Annotated in this window: 24 protein-coding genes; 13 read left to right on the top strand and 11 right to left on the bottom strand. The window is 37.1% G+C overall.

Translation table 11 applies throughout. From position 1 onward, the window contains the following. Positions 1 to 49: 49 nt before the first annotated feature. A complete protein-coding gene (locus tag B5354_RS02785; protein ID WP_079525705.1) occupies positions 50 to 370 on the bottom strand; it encodes an ArsR/SmtB family transcription factor in 321 nt (106 codons plus the stop codon). A gap of 1,078 nt (positions 371 to 1,448) precedes the next feature. Here B5354_RS02785 and B5354_RS02780 point away from each other — a divergent pair. Next, on the top strand, positions 1,449 to 2,429 hold the full coding sequence (locus B5354_RS02780; RefSeq protein ID WP_079525703.1) for a hypothetical protein: 981 nt from the start codon (positions 1,449 to 1,451) through the stop codon (positions 2,427 to 2,429). A gap of 27 nt (positions 2,430 to 2,456) precedes the next feature. Here B5354_RS02780 and B5354_RS02775 read toward each other — a convergent pair whose 3' ends face one another. The 3 genes from B5354_RS02775 to B5354_RS02765 all read right to left on the bottom strand — a co-directional run bounded on the left by B5354_RS02775 (position 2,457) and on the right by B5354_RS02765 (position 6,484). Further along, complete coding sequence (locus tag B5354_RS02775; protein ID WP_079525701.1) at positions 2,457 to 3,497, bottom strand: McrC family protein; 1,041 nt, start codon at positions 3,495 to 3,497, stop codon at positions 2,457 to 2,459. A gap of 1 nt (position 3,498) precedes the next feature. Continuing rightward, positions 3,499 to 6,012 (bottom strand): AAA family ATPase, encoded by a 2,514-nt coding sequence (locus tag B5354_RS20180; RefSeq protein ID WP_139377040.1) that lies wholly within the window; start codon positions 6,010 to 6,012, stop codon positions 3,499 to 3,501. Positions 6,013 to 6,247: 235 nt separating this feature from the next. After that, entirely contained in the window at positions 6,248 to 6,484 is a 237-nt protein-coding gene (locus B5354_RS02765; protein WP_079525699.1) for a hypothetical protein, read from the bottom strand. 47 nt (positions 6,485 to 6,531) lie between these two features. Between B5354_RS02765 and B5354_RS20175 the strand changes: the two genes are divergently transcribed. Then, positions 6,532 to 6,744, top strand: a complete 213-nt coding sequence (locus B5354_RS20175; RefSeq protein WP_139377039.1) for a hypothetical protein — start codon at positions 6,532 to 6,534, stop codon at positions 6,742 to 6,744. Positions 6,745 to 6,768: 24 nt separating this feature from the next. Beyond that, entirely contained in the window at positions 6,769 to 6,891 is a 123-nt protein-coding gene (locus B5354_RS20835) for a hypothetical protein (protein WP_281252719.1), read from the top strand. An 18-nt stretch (positions 6,892 to 6,909) separates the two neighbouring features. Here B5354_RS20835 and B5354_RS02760 read toward each other — a convergent pair whose 3' ends face one another. Next, the gene (locus B5354_RS02760) at positions 6,910 to 7,506 is read right to left on the bottom strand and encodes an SEC-C metal-binding domain-containing protein (RefSeq protein WP_079525697.1); all 597 of its coding nucleotides are present in this window, start codon (positions 7,504 to 7,506) and stop codon (positions 6,910 to 6,912) included. A 413-nt stretch (positions 7,507 to 7,919) separates the two neighbouring features. Between B5354_RS02760 and B5354_RS02750 the strand changes: the two genes are divergently transcribed. Then, entirely contained in the window at positions 7,920 to 8,249 is a 330-nt protein-coding gene (locus tag B5354_RS02750; RefSeq protein ID WP_245804691.1) for a helix-turn-helix domain-containing protein, read from the top strand. A gap of 51 nt (positions 8,250 to 8,300) precedes the next feature. Here the strand turns inward: B5354_RS02750 and B5354_RS02745 are convergent, their stop codons facing one another. Further along, complete coding sequence (locus B5354_RS02745; protein WP_079525691.1) at positions 8,301 to 8,882, bottom strand: NUMOD4 domain-containing protein; 582 nt, start codon at positions 8,880 to 8,882, stop codon at positions 8,301 to 8,303. 37 nt (positions 8,883 to 8,919) lie between these two features. Next, a protein-coding gene (locus B5354_RS02740; RefSeq protein ID WP_139377038.1) for an IS3 family transposase occupies positions 8,920 to 10,046 on the bottom strand; the annotation gives its coding sequence in 2 pieces (ribosomal slippage) (positions 8,920 to 9,797 and positions 9,797 to 10,046; 1,128 coding nt in all). Positions 10,047 to 10,132: 86 nt separating this feature from the next. Between B5354_RS02740 and B5354_RS21020 the strand changes: the two genes are divergently transcribed. From B5354_RS21020 to B5354_RS20830, 4 genes are all read left to right on the top strand, one after another. Beyond that, entirely contained in the window at positions 10,133 to 10,414 is a 282-nt protein-coding gene (locus B5354_RS21020; protein ID WP_079525689.1) for an AAA domain-containing protein, read from the top strand. A 172-nt stretch (positions 10,415 to 10,586) separates the two neighbouring features. Beyond that, a complete protein-coding gene (gene istA / locus B5354_RS02730; protein WP_079526739.1) occupies positions 10,587 to 12,131 on the top strand; it encodes an IS21 family transposase in 1,545 nt (514 codons plus the stop codon). Continuing rightward, positions 12,131 to 12,883: an IS21-like element helper ATPase IstB gene (istB, locus tag B5354_RS02725; protein ID WP_079526737.1), complete on the top strand. Its 753-nt coding sequence runs from the start codon at positions 12,131 to 12,133 to the stop codon at positions 12,881 to 12,883. The genes istA and istB overlap by 1 nt, the downstream gene beginning before the upstream one ends. A gap of 362 nt (positions 12,884 to 13,245) precedes the next feature. Further along, on the top strand, positions 13,246 to 13,380 hold the full coding sequence (locus tag B5354_RS20830; RefSeq protein WP_281252718.1) for a hypothetical protein: 135 nt from the start codon (positions 13,246 to 13,248) through the stop codon (positions 13,378 to 13,380). Positions 13,381 to 13,524: 144 nt separating this feature from the next. Here the strand turns inward: B5354_RS20830 and B5354_RS02715 are convergent, their stop codons facing one another. Both B5354_RS02715 and B5354_RS02710 read right to left on the bottom strand, forming a co-directional pair. Beyond that, positions 13,525 to 14,805 (bottom strand): protein kinase family protein, encoded by a 1,281-nt coding sequence (locus tag B5354_RS02715; RefSeq protein ID WP_176142389.1) that lies wholly within the window; start codon positions 14,803 to 14,805, stop codon positions 13,525 to 13,527. Further along, positions 14,795 to 18,754, bottom strand: a complete 3,960-nt coding sequence (locus tag B5354_RS02710; protein WP_079525685.1) for a hypothetical protein — start codon at positions 18,752 to 18,754, stop codon at positions 14,795 to 14,797. Before B5354_RS02710 ends, B5354_RS02715 begins: the two co-directional genes overlap by 11 nt. A 307-nt stretch (positions 18,755 to 19,061) precedes the next feature. Here B5354_RS02710 and B5354_RS02705 point away from each other — a divergent pair, with 307 nt between their 5' ends. Both B5354_RS02705 and B5354_RS02700 read left to right on the top strand, forming a co-directional pair. Then, positions 19,062 to 19,598, top strand: coding sequence for an ImmA/IrrE family metallo-endopeptidase (locus B5354_RS02705; RefSeq protein WP_342742957.1), 537 nt, complete (start codon positions 19,062 to 19,064; stop codon positions 19,596 to 19,598). Positions 19,599 to 19,600: 2 nt separating this feature from the next. Next, positions 19,601 to 20,779 (top strand): site-specific integrase, encoded by a 1,179-nt coding sequence (locus tag B5354_RS02700; protein ID WP_079525681.1) that lies wholly within the window; start codon positions 19,601 to 19,603, stop codon positions 20,777 to 20,779. Between the two features lie 89 nt (positions 20,780 to 20,868). Here B5354_RS02700 and groL read toward each other — a convergent pair whose 3' ends face one another. Together groL and groES are read right to left on the bottom strand one after the other, a co-directional pair. After that, complete coding sequence (groL, locus tag B5354_RS02695; protein ID WP_079525679.1) at positions 20,869 to 22,506, bottom strand: chaperonin GroEL; 1,638 nt, start codon at positions 22,504 to 22,506, stop codon at positions 20,869 to 20,871. A gap of 63 nt (positions 22,507 to 22,569) precedes the next feature. After that, positions 22,570 to 22,854, bottom strand: coding sequence for a co-chaperone GroES (gene groES / locus B5354_RS02690; protein WP_079525677.1), 285 nt, complete (start codon positions 22,852 to 22,854; stop codon positions 22,570 to 22,572). Between the two features lie 371 nt (positions 22,855 to 23,225). On the opposite strand from groES, the gene B5354_RS02685 reads away from it, so the two are divergent. The 3 genes from B5354_RS02685 to B5354_RS02675 are packed head-to-tail and all read left to right on the top strand — an operon-like array spanning position 23,226 to position 24,733. Continuing rightward, the gene (locus B5354_RS02685; protein WP_079525675.1) at positions 23,226 to 23,939 is read left to right on the top strand and encodes a CPBP family intramembrane glutamic endopeptidase; all 714 of its coding nucleotides are present in this window, start codon (positions 23,226 to 23,228) and stop codon (positions 23,937 to 23,939) included. Between the two features lies 1 nt (position 23,940). Continuing rightward, positions 23,941 to 24,138: a YdiK family protein gene (locus tag B5354_RS02680; protein ID WP_079525673.1), complete on the top strand. Its 198-nt coding sequence runs from the start codon at positions 23,941 to 23,943 to the stop codon at positions 24,136 to 24,138. Between the two features lie 37 nt (positions 24,139 to 24,175). Continuing rightward, on the top strand, positions 24,176 to 24,733 hold the full coding sequence (locus B5354_RS02675; RefSeq protein WP_079525671.1) for a GNAT family N-acetyltransferase: 558 nt from the start codon (positions 24,176 to 24,178) through the stop codon (positions 24,731 to 24,733). Positions 24,734 to 24,765 lie beyond the last annotated feature (32 nt).

The following is a 24,765-nucleotide window of genomic DNA, read 5'->3' as shown; positions in this document are numbered from 1 at the left end:
TCAAGAGTAACCTTATCTTTGAAAAATCCTATGCTAAATCTGTAATTTTTTATTCCTCTAATATATTCTTTAGTAATAACGCCTTTTCATTCCAAAACTTTTCATAAAAAGATAACCAATCTTTCACTTCCTGTAAGGGAGCTGCATTTAGTCGATACCTTGTTTCTCTGCCTATTTTAATGTTGGTTACTAAATCTGCTTCTTTTAGGATTGATAAATGTTTTGAAACAGCAGTACGACCCATTTGAAAATAAGGAGTTAATTCATGTAAAGGTAACTCTTCAGTACTTGCCAACAAATGTATTAATTTTCGTCTTGTTGGATCTGCAATAGCTACAAAAACGTCATGCTTTTGGTCAATATTGTTCAAGCTCTTCTCTCCTTCATCAAAAATAAGACACCTATGAGTGTCTTTTATTATACGACACCAAAAAGTGTCCAGTCAATATTAAATATAATTGTATTGTAATTAGATAAACTTTCAATAATAATGGCCCTATACTTGAAGACTCATTTTCAAGATAATCGTCCTATCACTTAATAGCAATTATTTCAAAATCAGCTCTTTGCCACATGCATCTCTTACAATAAAAGAAAAGCTCCTCAAAAGTTTATGAACTCTTGAGAGGCCTCTAGATTTAGTAAACGATTTTAAAAACCAGTCAAAATCCAGTCAAATTGTTCGCAAACCCTATGCTGAAAGGGTTTTGGGCGCTATCACATCATGCCGCCCATCCATTCTACGTAATAATTAAACATAAATAGAAAGGAAAAATCACGAGATAACGCTTTTTATTCGTCTGAGTTTTCTTCTTTCTTCAAATAAGCCCTCAAACTTTATTAATAGTCTCCAGTCAAAATCCAGTCATAAAACTTCTTTCATGCTACATAATTCAATAAAGCATACTGATTAATAATCCACTTGATTTGGCTCATCTAATACACTGCTTTCATCCCACATATTATCGAAAACAAGATCTAAATATTTATATTTAAAATTGTCTTCATTTAAAATCTCCGATAGATACCTGTATTGGGAAACATTAAAGATTGTATCAAGTCTCTTACACTCTCATCGGATGTAATTTTGGCATTATCTTTATCAGAATTTTTTATGGATTTAAGGATTCCATTATCTGGAATGTTGATTTTTAAGTTATTATAAACATCTATCATGCTTTTATTAAAAGTTTCCCATCAATCATAGTCTGTCACTTTAGCCCCGGACCTGGAAACTAAGCGCCTGTTTTGCAGCTTTTCTTTCTTGATACTCCAATAAGACAGCGTATCAACCGGGCTATCAAACAAATAATTAGAATTAGGACTACCTATATCAACTGAGAATCCAGCAGAACCATGGCTGCTCATATCCATCCCTTTAACTAACTTTCTATGAGAGGTATAATAATATAAAGTTAATTATTACTTGATTTTTTAGGCGGTGGCTCATGTATTATATTACGGGTAATAAAGTAGATAAAATCCAAGAAATCACTTTTTCCGATCTTCAATTGCAGGAGAATGATATCGAGGAATTGCTTAGACAAAACATTGAAATGTTATGCAATGAAGAAGAATCAATGCTTATTGTAGGTAAACAAGTCCGAAATGCTAAACATGGAATTAGTGACTTAACTGCTATTGATAACAAAGGTAATATTGTCTTGATTGAAATAAAGAGAGATCGAAGAGATATAGAAGGACGGAAAGAGGCTTTCGAATTCCAGGCTATCCGCTATGCTGCAAGCTATGCAACTATTGAAGATCCAGAGGACCTAGTGAATAAAATATATGCTCCTTATATCGAAAACTACCGACATGAATTCGACCATGGTTCATTAACTAGTACAGAGCTTGGAACAAGAAAATTAAATGAATTCCTACAAGAAAATGGTGCAGAGAATAACTTTAATAAAAATCAAAAGATTATTCTGGCTGCTTCTGACTTTGATGAACACACACTTTCGGCGGTCGCCTGGCTGAATAGTAACAGTGTCGACATAAGTTGTTCTAAACTTGTTCCATATAAGATTGACGATAAAGTGTATATAAATGTAGAGAAAATACTTCCACTTACAAACTATGAAGACTATTATATCAACTTCTTGGAAAACCCTAAATTGCCATCGAATAGACAAAAGAAAAGAATCACTAGACGAAACCTTCCAAAAATAGATACCATGCTCAATTGGGGTGTCGTTAAAGCAGGGGATACTATTCTGGCAAAAGGCCGTAAAGATGAAGCTACCCTGCTTGAAAATGGAAATGTTGAGGTACATGGTAAAGTACAAACCATGCAGAAGTGGCTAAAAGAGTTATTCGGTTGGTCTAGCATCCAAACTTACGTGTTCGCTATACACAAAGAAAGTGGTAAATCTTTATCTCAAATACGACAAGACTATCTAGATAAAGAAAAAGAAGCAGATTAAGGACCGAGAATTATCTCGGTCCTTAATTTATTCATTACATAAATTACATATTAGTCGTTTTAGTGTTCCATAAATCTCAAGCCAGGAATCATTTAAGTTAATACTGATTACCTCCATAGTAATGTTCTCGTTCCAGCGATATGATTCATTCACTAAGTAGCCGTTGTACGGATATATTAATATCCCTCTTAGATTAAGATCTTTTGGGTGGTGCATTAAATAGGTAAACATTTGATACATATTATAGCTGTGAAAGGAAGCCTTATCAAAGTTTTGCTGGAACATATGCTTATAGAACTTAGCATCAATAATGATTTTGTCCTGGCTATTTTTATTCGTCATCGAAACATCCGTTTTCATTCCAGGCAGGAAGGTCTGGTCTCCTTCCAGCTTCCACTTCAATCTTTCTGATTGGACACAGTACTGACTCTGTTCTATTTGATAAAAGCGAAGCAGGAATTCTTCAAATAGCCGGTTCATGGCTGTGCCTTCTAATTTAGCGTTGAAGAGAGTCCACTCTCCACTTTTATGGGATAGAAGCTTCAGTTCATGCAGCAGTCGAGCGATATGGATCATCGGCTTATAGTGTTGATTTAAACGGTTTAAATGTAAACGGACGAATGTTTCTCTTTTTAAGTGAATCGTTGAAACATCAGGCAGCTGCTCACAAAGAAGGTAGCTTTCTTTTCGTGTCTCTTTCCGAATAAGCCGGTTTCCATAGATGCCTTCCAATGCAACCTTCATAATCTGATTCAGCAAAATATCGCGTGAATACTCGTCTTTCTCGCAGACTACCAAAGGTTTTTTCTCTAATATATAGGACATCGACTCTCCTACCATCATTCGGCCACCCAGCCTATTCGTCTCTTCAATCCTTCTCACATAATCTTTTATCAATCCCCTTCTTAATAAGCATTTTGCTTCACGATTGAAACGCTTCGCCAAAAAGTCATAATTGATTAATTCTTCATCAACATCGCTCATGTTGTCGATTAATTCAGGCATATTATTGGTATAACTCAGAAGACAAAACAAATTGCGAATTGGAACTTTAAATTCCGTTTCCATCTCAAATACCTTCTAACAGTTCGTCCACTTCTTCAGGACGATCGAAAAAGTATTCTTCTAATAATGGTTTAATTTCAAATTGAATGATAGTGTCAAACCATGCCCGCTCCTCGATTCCTTGCAGCGATGTCGTGAAAAACGAGTGTCCAATTTCATACCCTCTACCTAACTGGAAGTCCTCACGAATTTTTCTATTGATTTTTTGTACAGCCACTAATACGCGGTCGATCATTTCATCACTTAATCCTTTCGTTTTCATGAAATACTCCCATTTATGATTAAAAGAAGGTTCCAGGGTGAAAAATGCAAAGCGTCTCCGAAGCGCAACCTCCAGTTGGGCTAAGGAGCGGTCAGCTGTATTCATCGTACCAATCAGATAGACGTTGCCCGGAACGGTGAACTTTTCCTTGGAGTAACTCATCGTGACATATTCTTCACGCTTATCTCGTTCAATCAACATGAACAATTCCCCGAATATCTTGGATAAATTACCTCTATTGATTTCATCAATAATAAAATAATAATCCTTTTCAGGATTCTCTTCCGCCCGTTTACAGAATTCATAAAAAATCCCGTTCTTTAAACTGAAACCATTATCTTCTGGACGGTAGCCCATCACAAAGTCTTCATAGGCATATGTCTGGTGGAACTGAACCATTTCAACTTTTGTGTCATCTTCTTTCCCCATTAGGGAATATGCCAGCCGCTTCGACACAAACGTCTTCCCGACACCTGGAGGTCCTTGCAGAATAATGTTTTTCTTATATTGGAGCAAGTTCGTTAGATTATCGTATTCTTTTTCCTTCATAAAAACTTCCTGAAGAAAATTTACTTTTGAGTAAGGTTCCTTCTCTATAGGTGGAACATATTGATCTGAGATAGCTTCTTTCAACTCTTCTTTCAATCTCCACCCGTCTTGCAGGTTTTCTTGATCAAATAATATATTTAAATAGCTGGACTCATCGCCTTCCTCAGGGTTTACAAGCAAACCTATTTTATGCTGGATTCGTTTTGCCAAGGCAAGTGCATGAGTATATAAAGAAGTGGAATGCACTCCAAGCTTTTCCGTCAACTCTTTATTTGATGCTGCCCCTCCAAATTCATATAATGTGAATAAGTATTCTTTATCCTTCTCCTTAAATGTTTCCTTATCTTCAAGCAATCCGATCCATACTTCTTTACTAACGTTGGCCTCACTTTCTTTAATACTTCGTAAAAAAAACGACGTTTCTATCATCTTCTGGCGGAACTGTTCAAAAGCAAACTGAGTTATCTCCTTAATATGGTCGATATCATTCTCACCATGGTAGGCGTGCTCAGAACCATACATGGATCCATAATCAATACCTTCCTCGTAAACTCTAAGGAACAATTGAGGAGCAGTTCGATGGGAAGTATACTTATCTTCATATGCCGCCAACCAAGCTTCCGACCCTCCGAAGTTTTGATTCCAGCTGAAGTCATTTAGCGTTTTCCCCTTGGTGAAACTAAAATTCTGCAGTTCATCTAATTGTGTAATAGTCTCATGAATCTTCTTAAGCTCTTCTCTCACCTTTTGTTTCTTATGGTAAAAGAATAATTGGAACATAATTGTGAAATTTGTCCAAGAATGAAGGATGTTTGTGTCATACTGCACCTTTACTTCTGCTTTGATTCGTTCTAAGTCGTCAATTGTTACATCCTTACCATCCAGAATTTCTTCTACCAATAACACCTTAATCTTGTTTACTTTTTCCGAGTTTCGGTATATCTTTTTCAAATCTTCTAGTGAATCATTATCCATATTTTTTATAGAGTCTAATAGCAAAGAAGGATCTTCTCGAAAATTGTTCAATTCCTGTGCAAGTCCATAAAGGTATTCAACTGCACTTTCTACTATAATTTTGTCATATTGGGTGCTGCAAAAGAAAAAGTCCTGTACATCAAGCATCGTTAAATCTGGATATGTTCTTTGAAGATGCACTAGTACGTCTTTCGCAAACGATATGTACTCGGCGTAATTTTTACTGACAGTCCCAAACTTAGTATCAATCCCATACGCCCTTTTCAGATCCTTATATACCTCCTCTTTATATAATGAATAAAAGGTGTAATCATAAGCAGCAAGCAAATAACCAAATAACGGTGCCCCTAAAGAAATAGTTGGATTAAAAGCTTTACCTTTTTCCCTGAACTGGGAGATGCGTTCCTCCATAGAAATAGAAGAATCATAGAGTTGTTTCCATAAAAAAGCTACCTCTTCCGGCTCCGCTTCCGCAAACTTAGCCAAATCGTCCGTATTGCTCCAATGTACGAAACTCCCGGTAGTTGGATTATCCTTCTGCAGCTTTCTTGCCATATCCCCGACCGACTCAGGAGTAATAGGATTTGCTTGTAAGTATTCATTAAGGTCTGATAGGATTTGAAACTTATACCCTTCCTCATATGCCGGTGTTTCCTTGAAAGCCAGGTATCTTTTGAAAGCAATATCACGGTAATCAACCTCTTTAATAACCGATCGTTTTAAATTATCCACACCATTCAGCTCCTTTTATTCTTGGAGTTTTATCCTTAATTACCAGTATATCACGGGAAAAATATCCTGATAGATTACTTAAAACAATGTACTTTTACGAATCATTATAAAAACAAAAAGCTGTCCTTACGAAAATAACTCTCCTTTTGATGAAGTTCTTTGCATTTATAATTCAGCCTTGTTTTGAATAACAAAAGAGGCATGATGGCTAAAACATCCACACGCCTCTTTGCCATTATGATTGAATACAAAAGATTTCTTCTACTTTATCAATGGTGTATTGACTACGTAGTTTAAATGCACTGTTCTGGTTTACTTTCAATCCCTTCACCCAAAAAGCTTTCTCAATTGGAACGGTCGCAATCCACTCAACTCCCACTACATACTCGCACTTCCTCTTATCGTCAATATGATGTAACATATTGTCGGCTTTCAACGGAAGATCTATTAATTTCACCTCTTTACCTTCCACGTCAATATTAGCCTCCTTTATTGGCTGAGCCTGACGGGTTCACGAGCATGCTTGATTACGCTGTAGTTATCTCGAATGCATACACAGTCCTCTCCCACGGGGAAAACAAATTCAGGCATCCGGATGTTATTACAGGAATCTTCAGCATGCTGTCAATGGGAGCCGGAAACATCCTGCAAGTGGCTATGGTGACATGGGCGGTCAATGTATTGGAGCTATTGAATGAAACTAGTAAAAACAAATTGGTTTTACAAAATTAAAATTCTTACAGGAGGTTTTATATTATGGTAAACAAAGATTTCATGATGGGATTCGTTTCAGGTACAGTGGTAGGGGCGTTAGGTTATCGTCTATATGAACAAAATCAAGAGCAGCTCTCCCAGTTGATCAAAAACTTCGTTCAATGAATTCATTTATTCCTATCACTACAGACCATGGCACTTCTTAAATTTTAATCCACTACCACAATAACACGGAGAATTTCTTGGAATTTTCTCAGATTTAATTAGTTGTAGTTTATTGTATTGCTCCTCCTCAATATAAAACTGATTGATTATTTGGTCGCCTTCTATATTCACTGCAGGATCCGGATCATTTTTTTGAGTTTGCATAGAGACTAAAAGTGTAATGGTCGCTATAATCATTTGCACAGAGAAAAATAGATTTTCTCTTTTTTCATTTCTGTTTTTTGGTAAAATCAACTCTAGAACTGATAACAAATTTGGCGCATTTTTTTCCGTTTCTTCTTTCAATCCCTGAATATCAATTCTTTCTTCCCTAAAATTGCGAAGGATATTAGCAAATAGTCTGAGTTCTTCTATTGATTTATCAGTAGCGCTGAGAATTTCTATAGCATCTGTAGTCAACCGATATACTCCATCAGGAATATGACCCATTGAACCACACTTCGGACAAGGACCCACTATATTGCCTTCAAGATGTAAGATACTGTTACCACTACCACCGATACCACTTCGAAAAAAATAACTACAGCTATCGCAAACACCAGGTATATCTACCATTAAGTAAAAACCCCCTTATCATGTTAAAAAGACTATCTTAATCCACATTTTACCACAATTATCTCGAAACTTAGTATTCAAGATAACTGCCCTTAAATGTAATAATCGAGTAAAGAGATCTGTTCCATCTTTAACCAGTTATAAAATAAAAGCCCACCATTTAGGTGAGCTTTCTATTGATATATTTCTCAGTTGCATATAGCCTCTGAGCAAACAAATTATAAGTATCGTACTTCCCTGATTCAATGTCAGTAAGTTTGCTAAGTAAAAAGCTTTTAGCGTGGTTATCTAAGTTGGGGATTTGCGATTGAAGGACTTTGCGGAAGGGGAAGTTCGGCAAATACTCCTTTAGAATGTAACGATCATTTTCTCCTTTCATAATCTTCCTAATTGTAAATACAACGCTAATTGGAGTGGCGCGAACAACTTACACTGCGTATGAAAGAGGAACTAAAATTCCTACTTTAGATACTGTGAACAAGATAGCTGATCTTTTCGATGTATCCACTGATTACCTTTTGGGCCGATCAGATATTTCAGATTATCAAGTTGATAAAAGCAATGAATTTGATTCCATAAAAGAAGTGAACAAATTGATGGACCAATATGGTATCGAAGATGCAGCTTTTTTTGACATAGAAAAGTGGAAATCAATGAGTCCAGAGCAGATAAGGGAACTGGAAAGTTACTTTCAATATTTAGTGAAAAAGTCTAAAGATCTTGAGGAAAAAGAAAATAAATAAAAGCAGGGAACTTCACTTATCGGAAGTCCTTGCTTTTACTGTACTGTTTTCTTAGAAATTAAGTTTTACACGTTTAGCCACTATTCCATCTCTTAATACAGCAGACAACTCCCTGTATATCTCTATATCGTCGCCGACAATTTCCTCGCCCTCATCGTATCCATGTTCCAATCGAAAATGTTTATATACGTAATGTAAACATCGCCTTTCCGAAGGAAAAACACATATCTCCTCCCCCCTCTTATCAAACAATATAGTCATTGTTTGATCCGGACTGCGAAAACTGTTTACCATATGTTCCGAATTTGCTTTGTGCGTAACCCATTCCAAATTGCCTTTTTTGGGATTCCCTCGATCAGAATCGATATGGTTGACCACTGGTTTATTATCAGGATTCGATATGAAGGCTATTGCGACCAGCCGATGGACTAAGAACTGTTTAGGTCTTCCATTACTTCTTAAGCTTACAACCTTGTATCCTCCACCGTTAATATAGTGTTTTAATATGACACCCTTAGTTTTACTTAATACCTCGCCGTTTGTACTTACCATGTAATTCGGGTAACCTTTAACTTCTTTCCATTCCCCAACAGATGTAATTTCATTTATTTTATTTAAAGTTTTTGTATCCATAAGTCACATCCTTAGGTACTGGAATGTCAACACAAATCTAGACAATCTTGTTAAGGTGTTTCCTCTTGAATTCGATTGGGCTGAGATAGCCTAGGGTGCCGTGAATTCGGATGTGATTATACCAGTGGACATAATCAAATAAGGCCAGGTCCAATTGTTTCTGGCTTACGAATGTTTCTCCAAAGACAAACTCTGTCTTAATCACCTTATATGTAGCTTCAGCGACCGCATTATCATAAGGGCAGCCCTTCATGCTTAAAGAACGATCAATTCTAAAGGTTTCAAGTAACTCTCCAATGGCTTGGTTTTTAAATTCATTTCCACGATCTGTATGAAAAAGTTCTAATTCATGAAGGTTACCATCAATCGAAGCGAAGGCTTTCTGAACCAAGGCGGCATCTTTTCGAGGCCCTGAACTATAGCCTATAATTTCGCGGTTATATAGGTCCAAAATTGTACAAATATAATGCCATGTGGAATGCACCCGAACATAGGTCAGATCACTCACCACGACTTTGCGAGCCTGGTCCTGGGAGAATTGACGGTTCAATGTGTTTCCCTGTTCCGACTCGTTGCACGGGGTTTTCATCGGCTTGAATTGAGCTACAGTGTATTTGGAGACAAGCCCTTGTTCCTCCATGATTCGACCAATTCTGCGACGAGAGACCTGATGGCCCTTCTTATGAAGTTCATGTTTGATTTTTCGTGTACCATAATTCTGCCGGCTTTCATGAAAGATCTCGACAATTAAATGTGTCAGCTTTTCTTCTTCAGACGTATCTCTTTCTTTTGCTTCATAGTAAAACGTACTTTTAGGAAGTTGTAGGACAGCACACATTGCTGATACCGAGTATTTGTGACGATTATTCCGTATCACATCTACTTTCGTCCCATGATCAGCGCCGCTTGCTTTAAAATGTCGTTTTCCATATTCAGACGCTGGTTCTCCTTACGTAACTTGATCAACTCTTTTTGTTCCGGTGTGCGGTTATCCTCTTCTTTGAATGAACCTGATTGCTTGTATTGACTGATCCACCGATCAAATGAGGAAGATGTCAGCTCATACTCCTGGATAATATCTTTTCGGGGTTTTCCATTCTCGTAAAGCTGAACAATCTGTTTCTTAAATTCATCGGTAAAAGTCCGACGGGTTCGTTTGGTCATAATACGCTCTCCTCGATTGTTATATTTAGTAAAGTGTATCGGACCTTAACGAAACTGTCCAACTAAGTGTAGATGATCTACTAGCTATAAAAAAAGCATTAGGCAACAATTATAAGAATGTTGTTGTAGGAACTGTCCATTCCTTACAAGGCGCTGAGAGGGATGTTATCATCTTTTCTTCTGTATATTCTAGCAATAATAGTTTCTTTTTTGATAAAGGTGTCAACATGCTAAATGTTGCAGTGTCAAGAGCGAAGCAATCTTTCTTAGGGTTTGGAAATATGAAGATTTTCCATAAAGAAGGTAATAAGCCGTCTAATTTACTTGCTAGATATATGTTCTCTGATATAAATAATAAGTTAAGATGAGTGCAAAAAACAAACTGTCTGGGCTAAACTTATTTCGTGCTGTAAACGCTAGAATAAAGTTGACAGTTTTCGCTTGATAGGATTTTACACTTTTGCTCTATCAACCTAATACTTTAGTAAAATAGTTGGTGACGTTATTTTACTGGGGGTTAGGATTTTGGAGGAGAAATTAGTGTTGTATTTAAAAATTAAGGACCTATATAAACGGAAGTTTAAAGTAGCACAAATCGCTAAGGAGCTTAAGATCTCAAGACCAACTGTCTATAAATATTTAGAGATGACTTTTGATGAAGCAAAAGCTTATACAGAACTGCCTATTGGGAAGAAAAAGAAATTAGACAGCTACAAAGACTGGATCCTTGCCTGGTTAGAAGAATACCCTCACTTGAGTGCTGCACAAATACATGATTGGCTTCTAGAGAGATACCCGAACCTGGCGGTCGGTGGAAGTACGGTGAGATCATATGTTAAAGATATCAGGGAATTCTACCAGATTGAGAAGAAGGTAACGGTTCGCCAATACGAAGCAATACCTGAACAACCAATGGGGAAACAACTTCAGGTAGACTGGGGTGAAACAAAACAGAAGACAACGGAGAGCAAAGAGATCAAGTTGTATTTCATTGCGTTTGTCCTCGCTCACTCCAGACAGAAGTATATGGAATGGCAAACACGGCCATTTACCACGAGAGATGCGATCCGATGTCATGAAAATGCATTTCAATTCTACGGAGGACGCACAGAAGAAATCGTATACGATCAGGATCACTTAATTACGGTAAGTGAAAATGCAGGACAGCTGCTTTTAACAGCTGAGTTTCAAAGTTATGTGAATGAACGTAAGTTCAAGGTTCATTTGTGCAGAAGAGCTGATCCGGAGTCTAAAGGTATGATTGAAAATGTAGTGAAGTACATAAAGGGTAACTTCGCAGACAGTCGAGTGTTCAGTGATATAGAGGATTGGAATCAGCGGGCGCTACAATGGCTAATGCGTACCGGAAATTATCAGGTTCATCAGACAACAAAAAAAAGACCAGCTGAAGTGTTTCTCGTCGAAAAGCAACACTTAAAGCCAGTCTCTTCCCTACTTTCATATGAAAGTACCAATAATCAAAGTATAACAAGAAGTGTAAGCAAGGACAATACAATCCGGTATAAGTCCAATCGATATTCCGTCCCTCTCGGGACTTATCAAACAAACGCTGATAACCATGTTTTGATTGAAGTTACAGGTGAAGAACCACCGACGCTCGAGATTCGAAAAGAAGCAGAAAGTGAAATCATTGCGGAACACGTTATCAGCTTAGAAAAAGGGAAACTCATTCAAAATCGCAATCATATCCGTGATCGATCCAAAGGTGTTGAAGAGTTTAAACGACGTTTGATCTCCTTTTTTGAAAATCAAACACAGGCATCTGGTTACTTTGATGAGATCAGCCAAAGATACCCAAGGTATCGTCGAGACCAGTTTGCGATCATTCATCAGGTCATCAAACAGTATCCAACGGTAATCGAGACCGTATTGACCAAGTGTATGAGAGAAAAGCTGTTTAGTGCAAATGACTTTCGTGATATGGCCAAGCACATTAATAGATTGCCTCATGAGCCGGTAAAAGAGGCAAAATCCTTTTATACCTATCCCGCAAAATATAGTCACATTAAGACCTCTACCCGTTCTATAAATGCTTATACCAGCATATTAGGAGGTCTATCATGATGAAGAAGACCGTGAATGAATTACAAGATCAATTTCGTCAGTTACGTCTATCAGAAACTGCGGAGGAGCTTCCACAGCTTCTTCGCGAAGCTGAAAAATCTTCATGGACCTACTTAGAATTCTTAGAATCTATTACGCGATATGAACTAGCAAAACGGGAAGCCAAAAGCTTTGAAAAAAGAATGAAATGGGCACGATTCCCTTTCGTGAAGTCATTAGATGAGTTTGAACTGAATGGTCAAAACGTGCTGACTGCCCGCCAGCTAACACAACTCAGAGAATTAAGCTGGCTGGAACAGCAGTATAACCTAATTATTCTTGGGCCACCTGGCATTGGGAAAACGTACATCGCAATTGGACTGGGTCTCGAAGCTGTTTCCAGAGGATTCAACGTTTACTTCGCTACAATGGGTGAGCTTGTACAGCTCTTAAAGACGGAAGAATATCTGAACAAATCAAAGGTACAACTGAAACGAATGAGAAACGCTGACCTTGTGATTATTGATGATTTGATGTACATGGCGATGGATCAGCGAGAGGCAAATCTGTTTTTCCATTTGATTAACCATTTATACGAACGAAGTTCGATCATCTTAACCTCAAATAAAAGTCCAGAGGAATGGGGGAATCTGATTGGTGATCAGGGGATTACGACAGCGATTTTAGATCGTTTACTCCATCGTGTGGAAGTTATACAGGGCGGAGAGAATGAGGAAAGTTATCGTATGAAAAACAGAAAAAGCATCTTTTAAGCAGAAGTGTAAAAGGGAAACGAGCAAAAAGTGTAAAATTCAACTTGACGTCTACACGTGCCTTGACCTCCACACTACGCTCATACTTTAATACAGTGGGGGTTAGGCACGAATTTTAAGTTACTTTGAGAAACATTTTTATAATGGATACATAACACACTATAGTCTAGTGAAAAGCATGGTGGAATAACATGAATTTTTCAGATAGGCTGAAAAGATGCCGACAAAAAAAAAGAGGAAAATCCAAACTGGACTCAGGATTATATTACCAAGCAAATTGGAGTGGCTCGAACAACTTACACAGCTTATGAAAGAGAAACTAAAATTCCTACTTTGATTCCATAAAAGAAGTAAATAAATTGATGGACCGATACGGAATCGAAGATGCAGCTTTTTTTGACTTGGAAAAGTGGAAGTCAATGAGTCCAGAGCAAATAATGGAATTGGAAAGTTATTTTGAGTATTTAGTGAAAAAATCTAAAGAGCTAGAAGAATAGATAATCAAAAAAGCAGAGAAACTTAGGGTACAAAGTTCTCTGCTTTTGAAAATGGAATTGTCTAAAATTTTTTTTGTCTTATCACACTCTCTATTTATATAAAGATAATTATAGAAGTTTAGCTCAGTCAATTTTATTTACACATTAGTTACCTTTAAATACTATTTTCTCTTCTGCATGGAGAACAATTTTGGGTAATGGAACTTCCGAAGTAGCTGCTAGTAAATCCAAGGCTGTAACATCTTCTGACATTATTACCTCATCTTCTATCCCTCGAATTTCTTCATCTAAAATATCCTCGATTTCTAGAATATAATGTGTATCTGGCTTTGTTTCTAATGTGATTTTTTTTGGTTTAAAGATATAAGTAGTTCTTCCATCTCCTATCTCCAAACATCCTGAAACCTGGGATGGCTTACATATTTTTAGTGATAAATCATTAAACTGGCGGCTTCTCAACACATACGATTCAATAATCCTTTTTATAATATCTAAAATAGCTTCAAACTCTGTGAAAATTGTGCTTTCTGGCCTTAAAGTGCGTCTAATAGTTTCTTCTGCAACCATTCTCTTCTCTTGCTTCAATAACTCTTCATCTGAATTGACTCGCTCCCACTGATCTATATAGTTCAGAACCTCTAAAATTATTGGTCTCTGACCTGGGTCATCATTCGTGGAATCTATAAGTAACTGTTCAATACACTCTATTGAGTCAACAGCAAAGTGATGATCATTTAATGCAAAAACCTTTTCTTTTCCATATTGTCCCTCAAAGCAATTTTCATCTTCCATTAATATAATCCATATTAATTTCGCAAAAGAATAAACATCTGCTGGTCGAGCATCTGTTATTTCTCTAGCCTCCCTCTGCATTTCTGGAGCAATTGTATTCCAAGGTCCTACTCGCTCGTTCACTCCTGTTAGACGATCATAATCCTCATGACTAACTAATCCGAAATCGCTTAATACTACACTATCATTATAAATCAACAAATTATCTAGTTTGATATCACGATGGGAATAACCTTCATTATGAATTCGCCTTAAAATCCTCCCTATATCCTTAACTAACTTCATTTTTTGCATAATATTTAATTGATTTCCAAATATATGATCTTTAAACCGTCTCGCAAAAGGCATGACAAACCAAGCCGGATTACCTCTTTCAGGCACCACATCAGGTAAGTAATAGTCTATAATTGGCAATAATCCTTCGCATCTACTATAAAGGCGTTGAACTGTAAGTACTTCATGTTTAAACCGGGTGAATTTTTTCTCGAAGTTTCTTGAAGAATAGGTGAGAAATTTTACCACTAAACGATTAGCAGAGGGTGGAATACAAACAATTTCGTGTACCTCACCATTCCCCCCTCTTCCTAACCTTTCACTTTTTTGGAATTCTAATGTTTCGCCCTTATAAGTCATAAGTGGCTCTCTCTCTATCTGCGTCAGCCTGTCTAGAATAATCATCTGCCAGTTCCTTTAAGGCATCTGCCATGAATGGGTATTCTATTCTTATCGCCTTAGAATATCTTTCATATACAATAGCCAGTTGTTTTTCTTTTTCTCCATCCGTTAAAGTGTAAACACCTCGGCTATTCATTACTCCAATTACAAAGCCACGCTTTACTTCGTCTGAATAATTTTCCTCAATGATTTTTCTTACCGATTCATGGGGGAAGTTCCCGTCTGTACCTACAGGTGATTGAGAAAAACACTCTCCTAATTTAGTCCTACCTATATTAGGTTGGTTATTTTCTTCAATCAGTTTTAAATAATGTTCGGTCCATTCTTTTAATTCTTCAAACGAAATATTTTTTTCCTCATCTACACAAGGACAAAACTTCAATTCAAATAATATACTAAATGCCTGTTTTGCTAGTTTTTCTTCACTTTCAGTTAGTTCCTTAGGTCTCTCTGATTCATCTTCTGATTTAAAGGCGTAACGAATTAATTCAGCTAATAAAGTAGGGTCTTTCTTTAAATCTTCCAATAAATACTTTGGTTTAAATTCAGTTATTAACATGCTAAAATAAGCCCACTCTAACTGTCTAACTAATGTATGTTGCTCCGCTGTTAAATTGTCTAACTCATAAATATGTTGGAAAGCTCTGCAGATATAATATTTGTCACGATAAACATCATAGTGTTCCTGATCCTCTAAGATTTTCGCTAATAATTCAAGGTGTTTTGGTACATCGTTGAAATAATTTCGATTTAGCATAATCAGGGCCGTTGAGTAATTCTTATATTTTAACAAATTACCCCAAATTAAAAAGCATATAGTTTTATCTTTTCCATCCACTATATAACTTGGAAGAGTCCCCCAGTATTTTTTGGTTACCATTTGTCCACAACTGTCTACCAACGCTATTAATTCTTCATCTATTTCAGCTATTTTGAGTAAATCAACTTTCAGATTATCATCCGTTTTTTCTAGTGAATTTTTTATTATCTGCAATCCTTGCTTAATATAAATAGTTCGTACATAAGACAGAAAAGCTACTTTCAAACCCTCTTCTAACAGTCTATCCATAAATTCCATATCGAGCTTGTTTCCATGGAACTCAGTTGCCATAATTTCACCAATTGCTTCAGCCCCATTTTGATGCTCTTCTTTTAACATCAGTAATAACTCCAAAATACTTACCTGAGGGTTTTCTTGTATTTCTTCCATAACAGCAACACGCAATTGACGTAATAATTCTCGCTCCTTGATATAATCGTATTCCTTTTCCCGGTATGGAACAGGATGTAATGAGATCGGTTTGTCTGTCGTAAATAAATGCAGGTAATTATAGAGTGTATTTTCAAATTGTATTGCTTCATAGACTTCTTTTTCTATTCTCAGAAGATATTCTTCCTTAACTGCCCAATGAGATTCCGAGTAAAAGCGATGTCGATACAATATATCAAGCACTTTCTCTTTAAATGCATATTTTTTAATATCTATACTACAGTGATCTAATGCCTTAGTTACTCCAATTATTACATCATCTGCTAGCCCTAATTCAAAGAAGAAAAACTTATCAAAAATAATTCCCCATTTGTCGATGTCATCCTTAGCTTCTTGTATAGCAATCATGGTATAAGCTTTATAAGTGTCTATAACCTCTTTTCTACTTGTTAGCTTGTAGTTCATTTTAAACAACCTATATTGAGGCTTGCTCATACTCATCATTGTCTGACCAAGTGTTCTATCTGGCAGTATTAACTCTAACAACTTCCAACCAATATTGCTTTGTTTAACTAGATAATCCGCCAACCGTATCTTTTCATCAATAGATATATTAATGTCATGTAACCAAGCACATAAAGCGTTATGCAATGTCGACATCGGACTATTACTAATAGAGTATTTAATATCCCTTTCTGCAAGGAGAGCCAACACTTTTATAGCTTTTGGAGAAGTTTCTTCTATGCATAATAATTTTTCCAATGCCCACAAGATATGAGTATAATAATTTCTCCCCCAGAAACCATCACTATTCTCTTCAAATAGATTCCAAAAAACAGATTCTTGATTAGATGCTTCTTGATTCAGTACAGTAAGTGTTATCTTAGGTGAAGCTTCTGCGATCATTGGCATAAATTCCGATATTGCGAACCATTTCTCACGAGAATCAACCTGACCTAGTACTAGTTTTAATGTTTCATCCACCCAAGTTTGTGTTGATTCAATACTCATAAAGTTGTCTTTACCATCCATATTAGCTAACATTATTAATGACCTTATCATACCCATTTTCATGGTTTCAGAATAATTTGTTCCTTTGTTCATTATATTTCCTTTATAGTGTTCTTCTATTGGTAAGCTATAAACTGGATCAACATCAGTTAGTACGTCTACTACTAATTGCTTGAAAACATTCATTACATCTTCGGTCAAAAGTTGAAAGTTCAATTCCCAAGCTTCCTCTATGTTAGCCAACCTATAGACTTTATCTCGGTTGTTTTTATATGTTAGAAGAAAAGGATCTTCACCTCCAACTATGTCGTTGATTGAATTTAGATATTCATCATAAGTGGACTGTGATAGTTTGCAAAGTATCTCTTTATCATCAAAAGATTCTGATTGTACCCAACCTCCCAATAATAGCGCAGGTATGAAAGAGCGATTAATATATGCTTCCCATTTTGGATACCCAGTCTTACCTTTAAACACCATTCTCTTAAAAGTAGTATAAAGACCATTAGACTTATTAACTATTTTGTTAGTTAATTCCATATCATCTATCTCATTTTGCAGCATTTTACTCATATTACTTAGAATTCTCTTATTTAATTCGATAGGCTGTTTGTTTCCCACATAGTCCTCTTCGCTATAAATAATAATATTGGTATTATTAGGGATAACCTGCACAACAGATGCATTAAAGTTTGGAATTAATATCTTTCCTTTGCATTTCCCTCTAAGATTATCCCACTGTTCCTTTGAGTCGATAATATAAGTGTCTTGTTCAATTTTTGGCACTTGATCCCTAATAATAAATAGTGTGTAGAAAGCTACTTCTTCTCGTGTTTTCCCCTTTAAGTAAATAACATCATTCTCTAACTTCTGAATAAACTGCTCCTCAAAGGATTTTTCTTCATAGTTAAAAAAATCTAAACTAATTGTTGGATCAGTACTTTCCTTTAACCATTGATCAACTTCATTAATAGTCCAATACATGCTGCCATATAAACTTATAAATTCCATTATCTCATTAAGTTTTTGCATTACTTCTTCTTTATCGTTATCAAGGTTTCGGATATAGTTTTTGAAAAGTTGAGATTCATATGATACTTGATTAATGAATGCCTGATATTTTTTTTCTATTTCTTCTAACATCTGCTGTTTGAATGTTGTTGTTTCTACTCCAGATACATCTATTGCTATAAGGATAGCGTTAAGTAATTCATCCCAATAGCTTTCTCTATTATAAGATCCCTCTTCAATAAAACTTTGAATAAATCTACTTTCACGTTCTTCATCTAAACAACTAATGCGCTTTTTCTCTTCTTCCTCGACATATCTTGTAAGTTTCCATTGTGCAAACAGCATGTCTTTTCCATTTAGATTATTTTCTATTGTATGTTTAACAGCTAGCCTAGATAATAAGATTTCCGTAACTCTGCATTTCTCATACGCTTCTAGTGCTTGATCCTCTTTAGTCTCAGTATCTAAGCGATGGAAAATCCTTTTTATTTGGCTAGAAACACTTGCTCCTAACAATGTATATGCAGAAGAAGCCGTAGCTCCAACAACCGGGTTTACAAGCATTAATCCAGTCACTGTTACACTAGCTAACAATTCTAATTTATCCTTTTGTTTCTTTCCGTTCACATAATCTATAATATCTTTCAAATCTAATAGTATTTTTTCTTCAGACACATAATCTTCCTTTCTAAAAAGCCAGTTTAGGGACAAACGATGACTCTGAGTGTAGTAACCCAATATTTACTTTTCATTGAAATTGCAAAGTATCTTTTTATTAATTATTCCAAACACCTACAATTTTGGCAATTATTTATCAAATAAATAGAAAATTTCTTCCAATGCCTACTCACTTATCATCACTCCTACTAGAAAATTCGACATTATTACCTTAATACCTTTTGTACATCGTAAAACTTACCCCTCTCCAAAATAATACAATTTTTGTAATTAATTATTGATTAATAGAACGTACGTTCGTATAATGCTTGTAAGGAAGGTGATTAGTTTGAGATTTCCTTACTACACAACCACAATTCTAGAAGACCTAATAACTCAATGGTATAAAAGCCACAAATTTACAGAGCCGGACGATTTAAATGTTTACACCATTGGATCCGAGTCCCAAATATTTGTGACTTGTAGACCTACTCAAGCTAGTTACATGAGGGTAGGGAAGTTTCAAGAGATCGTATTAGATAGTCGCCTCCCTTATATACAACAACGAGAGCAATTCTTTCACGAGCTTTGTCATGCTGTGAGGCATGCAGGTCGACAATCTTTCATGCCTTATTCTTTTTATGAACTTCAGGAAAGGGATGCCAAGCACTTCACTCTATATGCTTCGCTCCCCACTCATATGATCAATGATTATAACCTTTCCAATCCGACTATTATCGATCAGTTGTCTCATGACTTTATGATTCCAAGAAAAGTTTGTATTGAGCGTTTAGAAAAAATTAAGAGTCGAATTGTACCGTCGGATAAGTCTAATTTGATTAATCTAAGGAAGGAGGGATAAATATGGCTAATTTCCGGAAAAGAGGTAACAAATGGTATTTCCAAATATATACGGGAGTAGATCCGTCTACTGGGAAAAAGAAATTCACATCTAAAGGAGGGTTCAAGACAAAAAAAGAAGCTCAGATGGCCGCAGCTGAAGTAGAAAAGGAAGTATTTGAAAATACATATGTTCAAGAACAAAATATTACCTTTCAAGAATTTACTTTAGAGTGGCTTAAGACTTATCGTGATACCGCTAAAGTTAGTTCTGTGAGAAATAGACAGCATAACTTGGATCACTTAAATAGGTTCTTCGGAAATAAAAAAATAAAAGATATCACGCGTAAACAGTATCAAGCCATGCTTGCTTCGCTTCATAATGCAGGCTATGCGTTTAATACTCTAGATGGTATTCATGCAACAGGTAGAATGGTTTTCAGGAAAGCTGTGGAGTTTAACATCATTAAGGACAGTCCTTGCGACTTTGCAAAAATTCCACGCAAAGTGGAAACCGTTGAGGAGGTAGAAAGCAGTAAAGGTGAAATTAAATTTATGGAAAAAGAAGAACTTATTCGTTTTCTTAATGCTGCTAAGGAAAGTGGCATTGATAAAGACTACCCCATGTTTTTGACACTTGCTTATAGTGGGTTACGAGTGGGTGAGTTGATCGCCTTAAAATGGTCGGATATAGATATGTATAAAAAAACCTTAAGAGTAACAAAAACGTATTACAACCCCAATAATAGAACAAAAGAGTATCAACTACTGACTCCCAAAACTAAAGGATCGATCAGAACGCTAAAAATGGACGCTGGAGTTATTGAGGTCCTTAAAAGACACAAAGAACACCAAGATGATCTCATAGATAAAATGAAGAACGAATATACTCAACTGGATTTTGTCTTTGCTAAGGAAGTTCAGAACCTGGGATACCCTGAGTTTTTAAAGACCGTAAACACCCATATGAGACGTTTATTAAAAATTAGTGGTATCCATAAGGAACTTACCCCTCACTCCTTGCGACACACCCACACCTCTCTATTAATTGAAGCAGGAGTAGGAGTTAAAGAAATTCAACAACGATTAGGTCATGGAGATATAAACACAACCATGAATATATACGCGCACATTACTGAAAACATGGAAGAAAAAGCCTCCCAAAAGTTCAGTGAACTTATGAGAGGCTCATTAGATTTATAGTGTTTTCCCCGCCAGGTATGTCAAAAGTATGTCATTCTGACTATTGGAGTGAAGCTAAACCCTTGATATCAAGGGCTATGGGTGCATGATTACATCATGCCGCCCATACCACCCATGCCGCCCATGTCTGGCATACCGCCGCCACCGCCGTTGTCTTCCTCAGGAAGATCAGCAACGACCGCTTCAGTAGTCAAGAACATAGCCGCAACAGATGCTGCGTTTTGAAGAGCAGAACGAGTTACTTTAGTTGGGTCAACAATGCCGCTTTCAACCATGTTTACCCATTCGCCAGAAGCTGCGTTGAAGCCAGTACCTACTGCTTCACCTTTCAGACGTTCTACAATGATTGAACCTTCAAGTCCAGCGTTGTGTACGATTTGGCGTACAGGTTCTTCTAGGGCACGCAGTACGATGCTTCCACCTGTAGCTTCGTCGTCTTTCAGGCCTAGACCTTCAACGGATTTGATGATATTTACAAGTGCTGTACCACCACCAGCAACGATACCTTCTTCTACTGCTGCACGAGTAGAGTTTAGGGCGTCTTCGATGCGTAGTTTACGCTCTTTCAATTCTGTTTCTGTAGCTGCACCTACTTTGATGACAGCAACTCCGCCAGCTAGTTTAGCAAGGCGCTCTTGTAGTTTTTCTTTATCGAATTCTGAAGTAGATTCTTCAGCCTGGGCACGGACTTGAGCTACGCGGGAAGCGATTTGCTCTGGGTTTCCGTTCCCTTCAACGATTGTTGTGTTTTCTTTAGTGATCACGGCTTTGGAAGCACGTCCAAGCTGATCGATTGTAGTGTTCTTCAGATCTAAACCAAGATCTTCGGTAATAACTTGACCGCCAGTTAGCACGGCAATGTCTTCAAGCATCGCTTTACGGCGATCACCGAAGCCTGGTGCTTTAACTGCTACAGCGTTAAATGTACCGCGAAGTTTGTTCACAACAAGTGTTGCTAGAGCTTCACCTTCTACATCTTCAGAGATTAATAGAAGCGGCTTGGACTGCTGAACAACTTGTTCAAGTACAGGAAGAACTTCCTGGATGTTGTTGATCTTCTTATCTGTGATTAAGATGTAAGGATCTTCAAGAACAGCTTCCATCTTATCCTGGTCTGTGACCATGTAAGGAGAAGCATAACCGCGGTCGAATTGCATACCTTCAACCACTTCTAGTTCTGTGTTAAACCCTTTAGATTCTTCAATTGTAATAACGCCATCGTTACCTACGCGTTCCATAGCTTCAGCGATTAGCTGACCTACTTCATCATCAGAAGCTGAAATAGAAGCTACTTGTGAGATAGACTCACGGCCTTCGATTGGCTTAGAGATTTTACGTAGTTCTTCTGTGGCAACTTCTACTGCTTTTTCAATTCCGCGGCGGATTCCGACTGGATTAGCACCAGAGGTTACGTTTTTCAACCCTTCACGGATCATAGCCTGAGCTAGGACAGTTGCAGTTGTTGTACCGTCACCCGCTACGTCGTTTGTTTTAGAAGCAACTTCGGATACAAGCTGTGCACCCATATTTTCGAAGTGATCTTCCAATTCGATTTCTTTTGCAATCGTTACCCCATCATTGGTAATAAGCGGGGAACCGAATTTCTTATCAAGAACCACGTTACGTCCTTTTGGTCCCAGTGTTACTTTTACGGCATCAGCCAATGTATCTACACCACGAAGCATGGCGCGGCGTGCGTCTTCACTAAATTTAATTTCTTTAGCCATTATAAAATGCCCTCCTTATCAAATTCGTATCGATATCCTCTATGGGTTCTCCCATTGTAGATATTACTGAACGACTGCTAAAATATCACTTTCGCGAATGATTAAGTATTCATTGCCTTCATATTTTACTTCAGTACCTGCAAACTTAGAATAGATGATATGATCACCTTGTGAAACTTCAAGTGCAATCTTCTCACCGTTATCCGTTACACGACCTGTTCCAACTGCTACGATTTTACCTTCTTGAGGCTTTTCTTTCGCAGAGTCTGGAAGCACGATACCGCTTGCAGTAGTTTGTTCTTCCTCTACTAATTCAATTACAATACGATCACCTAGTGGCTTTAACAATTAGGACACCCTCCTTAATAAGGTTCGTTTTCTTGTTTTGTGTCGATTATTAGCACTCTATAATGCTGAGTGCTAACACAATTCTTATCATAATCAATTCATCCCCGTTTTTCAAGTAAAAAAAATAGATTTTTTATCAGCAAATTTCAACAAATTTTTTCACTGGCTCATCCCTTATTCCTTCCTCGTGGTTTTTAAACTATGATAAAATACATAAGGTAACTCATGTTACATGTATTTAGACAAAGGGTAAGCTTTTCTTAGGTCTCACCCATTTAAAAACATTTCTTGGTATGAATGTTAATTGTAACTATATCTATAAATAGACTGATGAAGTTTATTTTTTTATTGGAAAAAGGAGACGTGCCTAGATGCCTAAACGATATTGGTTAATTATTTTAACTTATGTAATTACTCAGCTATCAGCGATCGTCGGAATGCCGCTTGTTGTATTTGCTTTTGGTCTGAGTAGGTCTGATGCTATTGCAGTTTGGTCGGTGATCAGCTTTACGGTCGCTACTATTATCATGCTGGGCTTATTAAAGAAAGATATGAAACAGGCTTCCTTGAGGGAAGATGGATCAGGTCCTGGAAAGATTATACTTTGGTCGATTCTAGGTGTATTTCTTGCTTTATTTTCTCAAGGAATAGCTGCGCTGATAGAAACAGAAGTCTTCGGAGTTCCGGCTGGGTCAGAAAATACGATGAACTTAATGGAGATCGCAAGACAATCCCCATTATTTATTCTTCTGCCGGTAGTGTTCGCACCTATTACTGAAGAAATTATCTTCCGAAAAGTCATCTTTGGTTCTATCTACAAAAGAACTAACTTCTTTATAGCTGTTTTAGTTTCCGCGCTCGTATTTGGAGTGTTTCACATCGACTTCAAACATATGCTTGTCTATTTCTCTATGGGCGTTGTGTTTGCCTTCTTGTATGTCAAAACGAAGAGCATCATTACACCCATTATTGCCCATATGGCGATGAATTCTTTCGTAGTCTTCACTCAATTCTTTATTTCCGAAGAAGAAATCCGCCGTATGCAGGAGCAACTGCAAACAATTCTGTTCGGAGGGCTTATGTAGTATGAGGATGTCACCTATATTTATGGCCCTGCTTTACTTTGCAATGGGGGCAGCATTCACCTATATTGCTGCCCATTCTGCAGAGAAGAGCTTATGGAATTTCAGAACAATACTACCCGCCCTCATTGCCACGTTTAATTTCGCTGTCACGATTCGCTTAATCATCACTTATATCAAAATTAAAAAAGCTAAGAAATAATTCTTAAATCCAGAGTATTAGTGGAGGAGACCTTGTTATGCACCAGATTCTGAAAGGAAAGCGAGTACAGCTTCAAGCACTAATGGATGAAGATTTAGAAACGATGCTTACGTGGTATTCCAACTCGACCTTTTTGAGGAGATTAGATGCCTTACCCGCTAAACCAACCACGCTCGATTCACTTAAAAAATGGCGAGACGAAGCCAGTGAACGGGATAATCATTTTCTATTCTCTATCCGTGATGACAAAACGTTTCTAGGGTATATTGAACTTGATGGGATTCTTTGGACACAGCGAAATGGCTGGGTTGCCATCGCCATTGGAGATCCTTCGCGGCAAGGAAAAGGTTATGGAACAGAGGCTATGTCATTACTGCTAGATTACGCATTTTATGAAATTAACTTGCATCGTATCCAGCTCACCGTTTTTTCCTACAATCAGCCCGCTATCTGGTTGTATGAAAATCTGGGTTTTACATACGAAGGAGCTCAGCGGGAGTTTATTCTGCGTGATGATGAAGCTTATGACATGTACATATACGGTATGCTCAGGCGAGAGTGGATTGAAAAAAGATCTGAACTTTCGAAGTCCTAGAACGAGAAAAACCGCTTAACAGAGTTCCCTGA

Source organism: Halobacillus hunanensis, assembly GCF_900166655.1.
Classification (GTDB): Bacteria; Bacillota; Bacilli; order Bacillales; family Halobacillaceae; genus Halobacillus_A; species Halobacillus_A hunanensis.
This window is presented reverse-complemented; position numbering and strand designations above follow the sequence as displayed.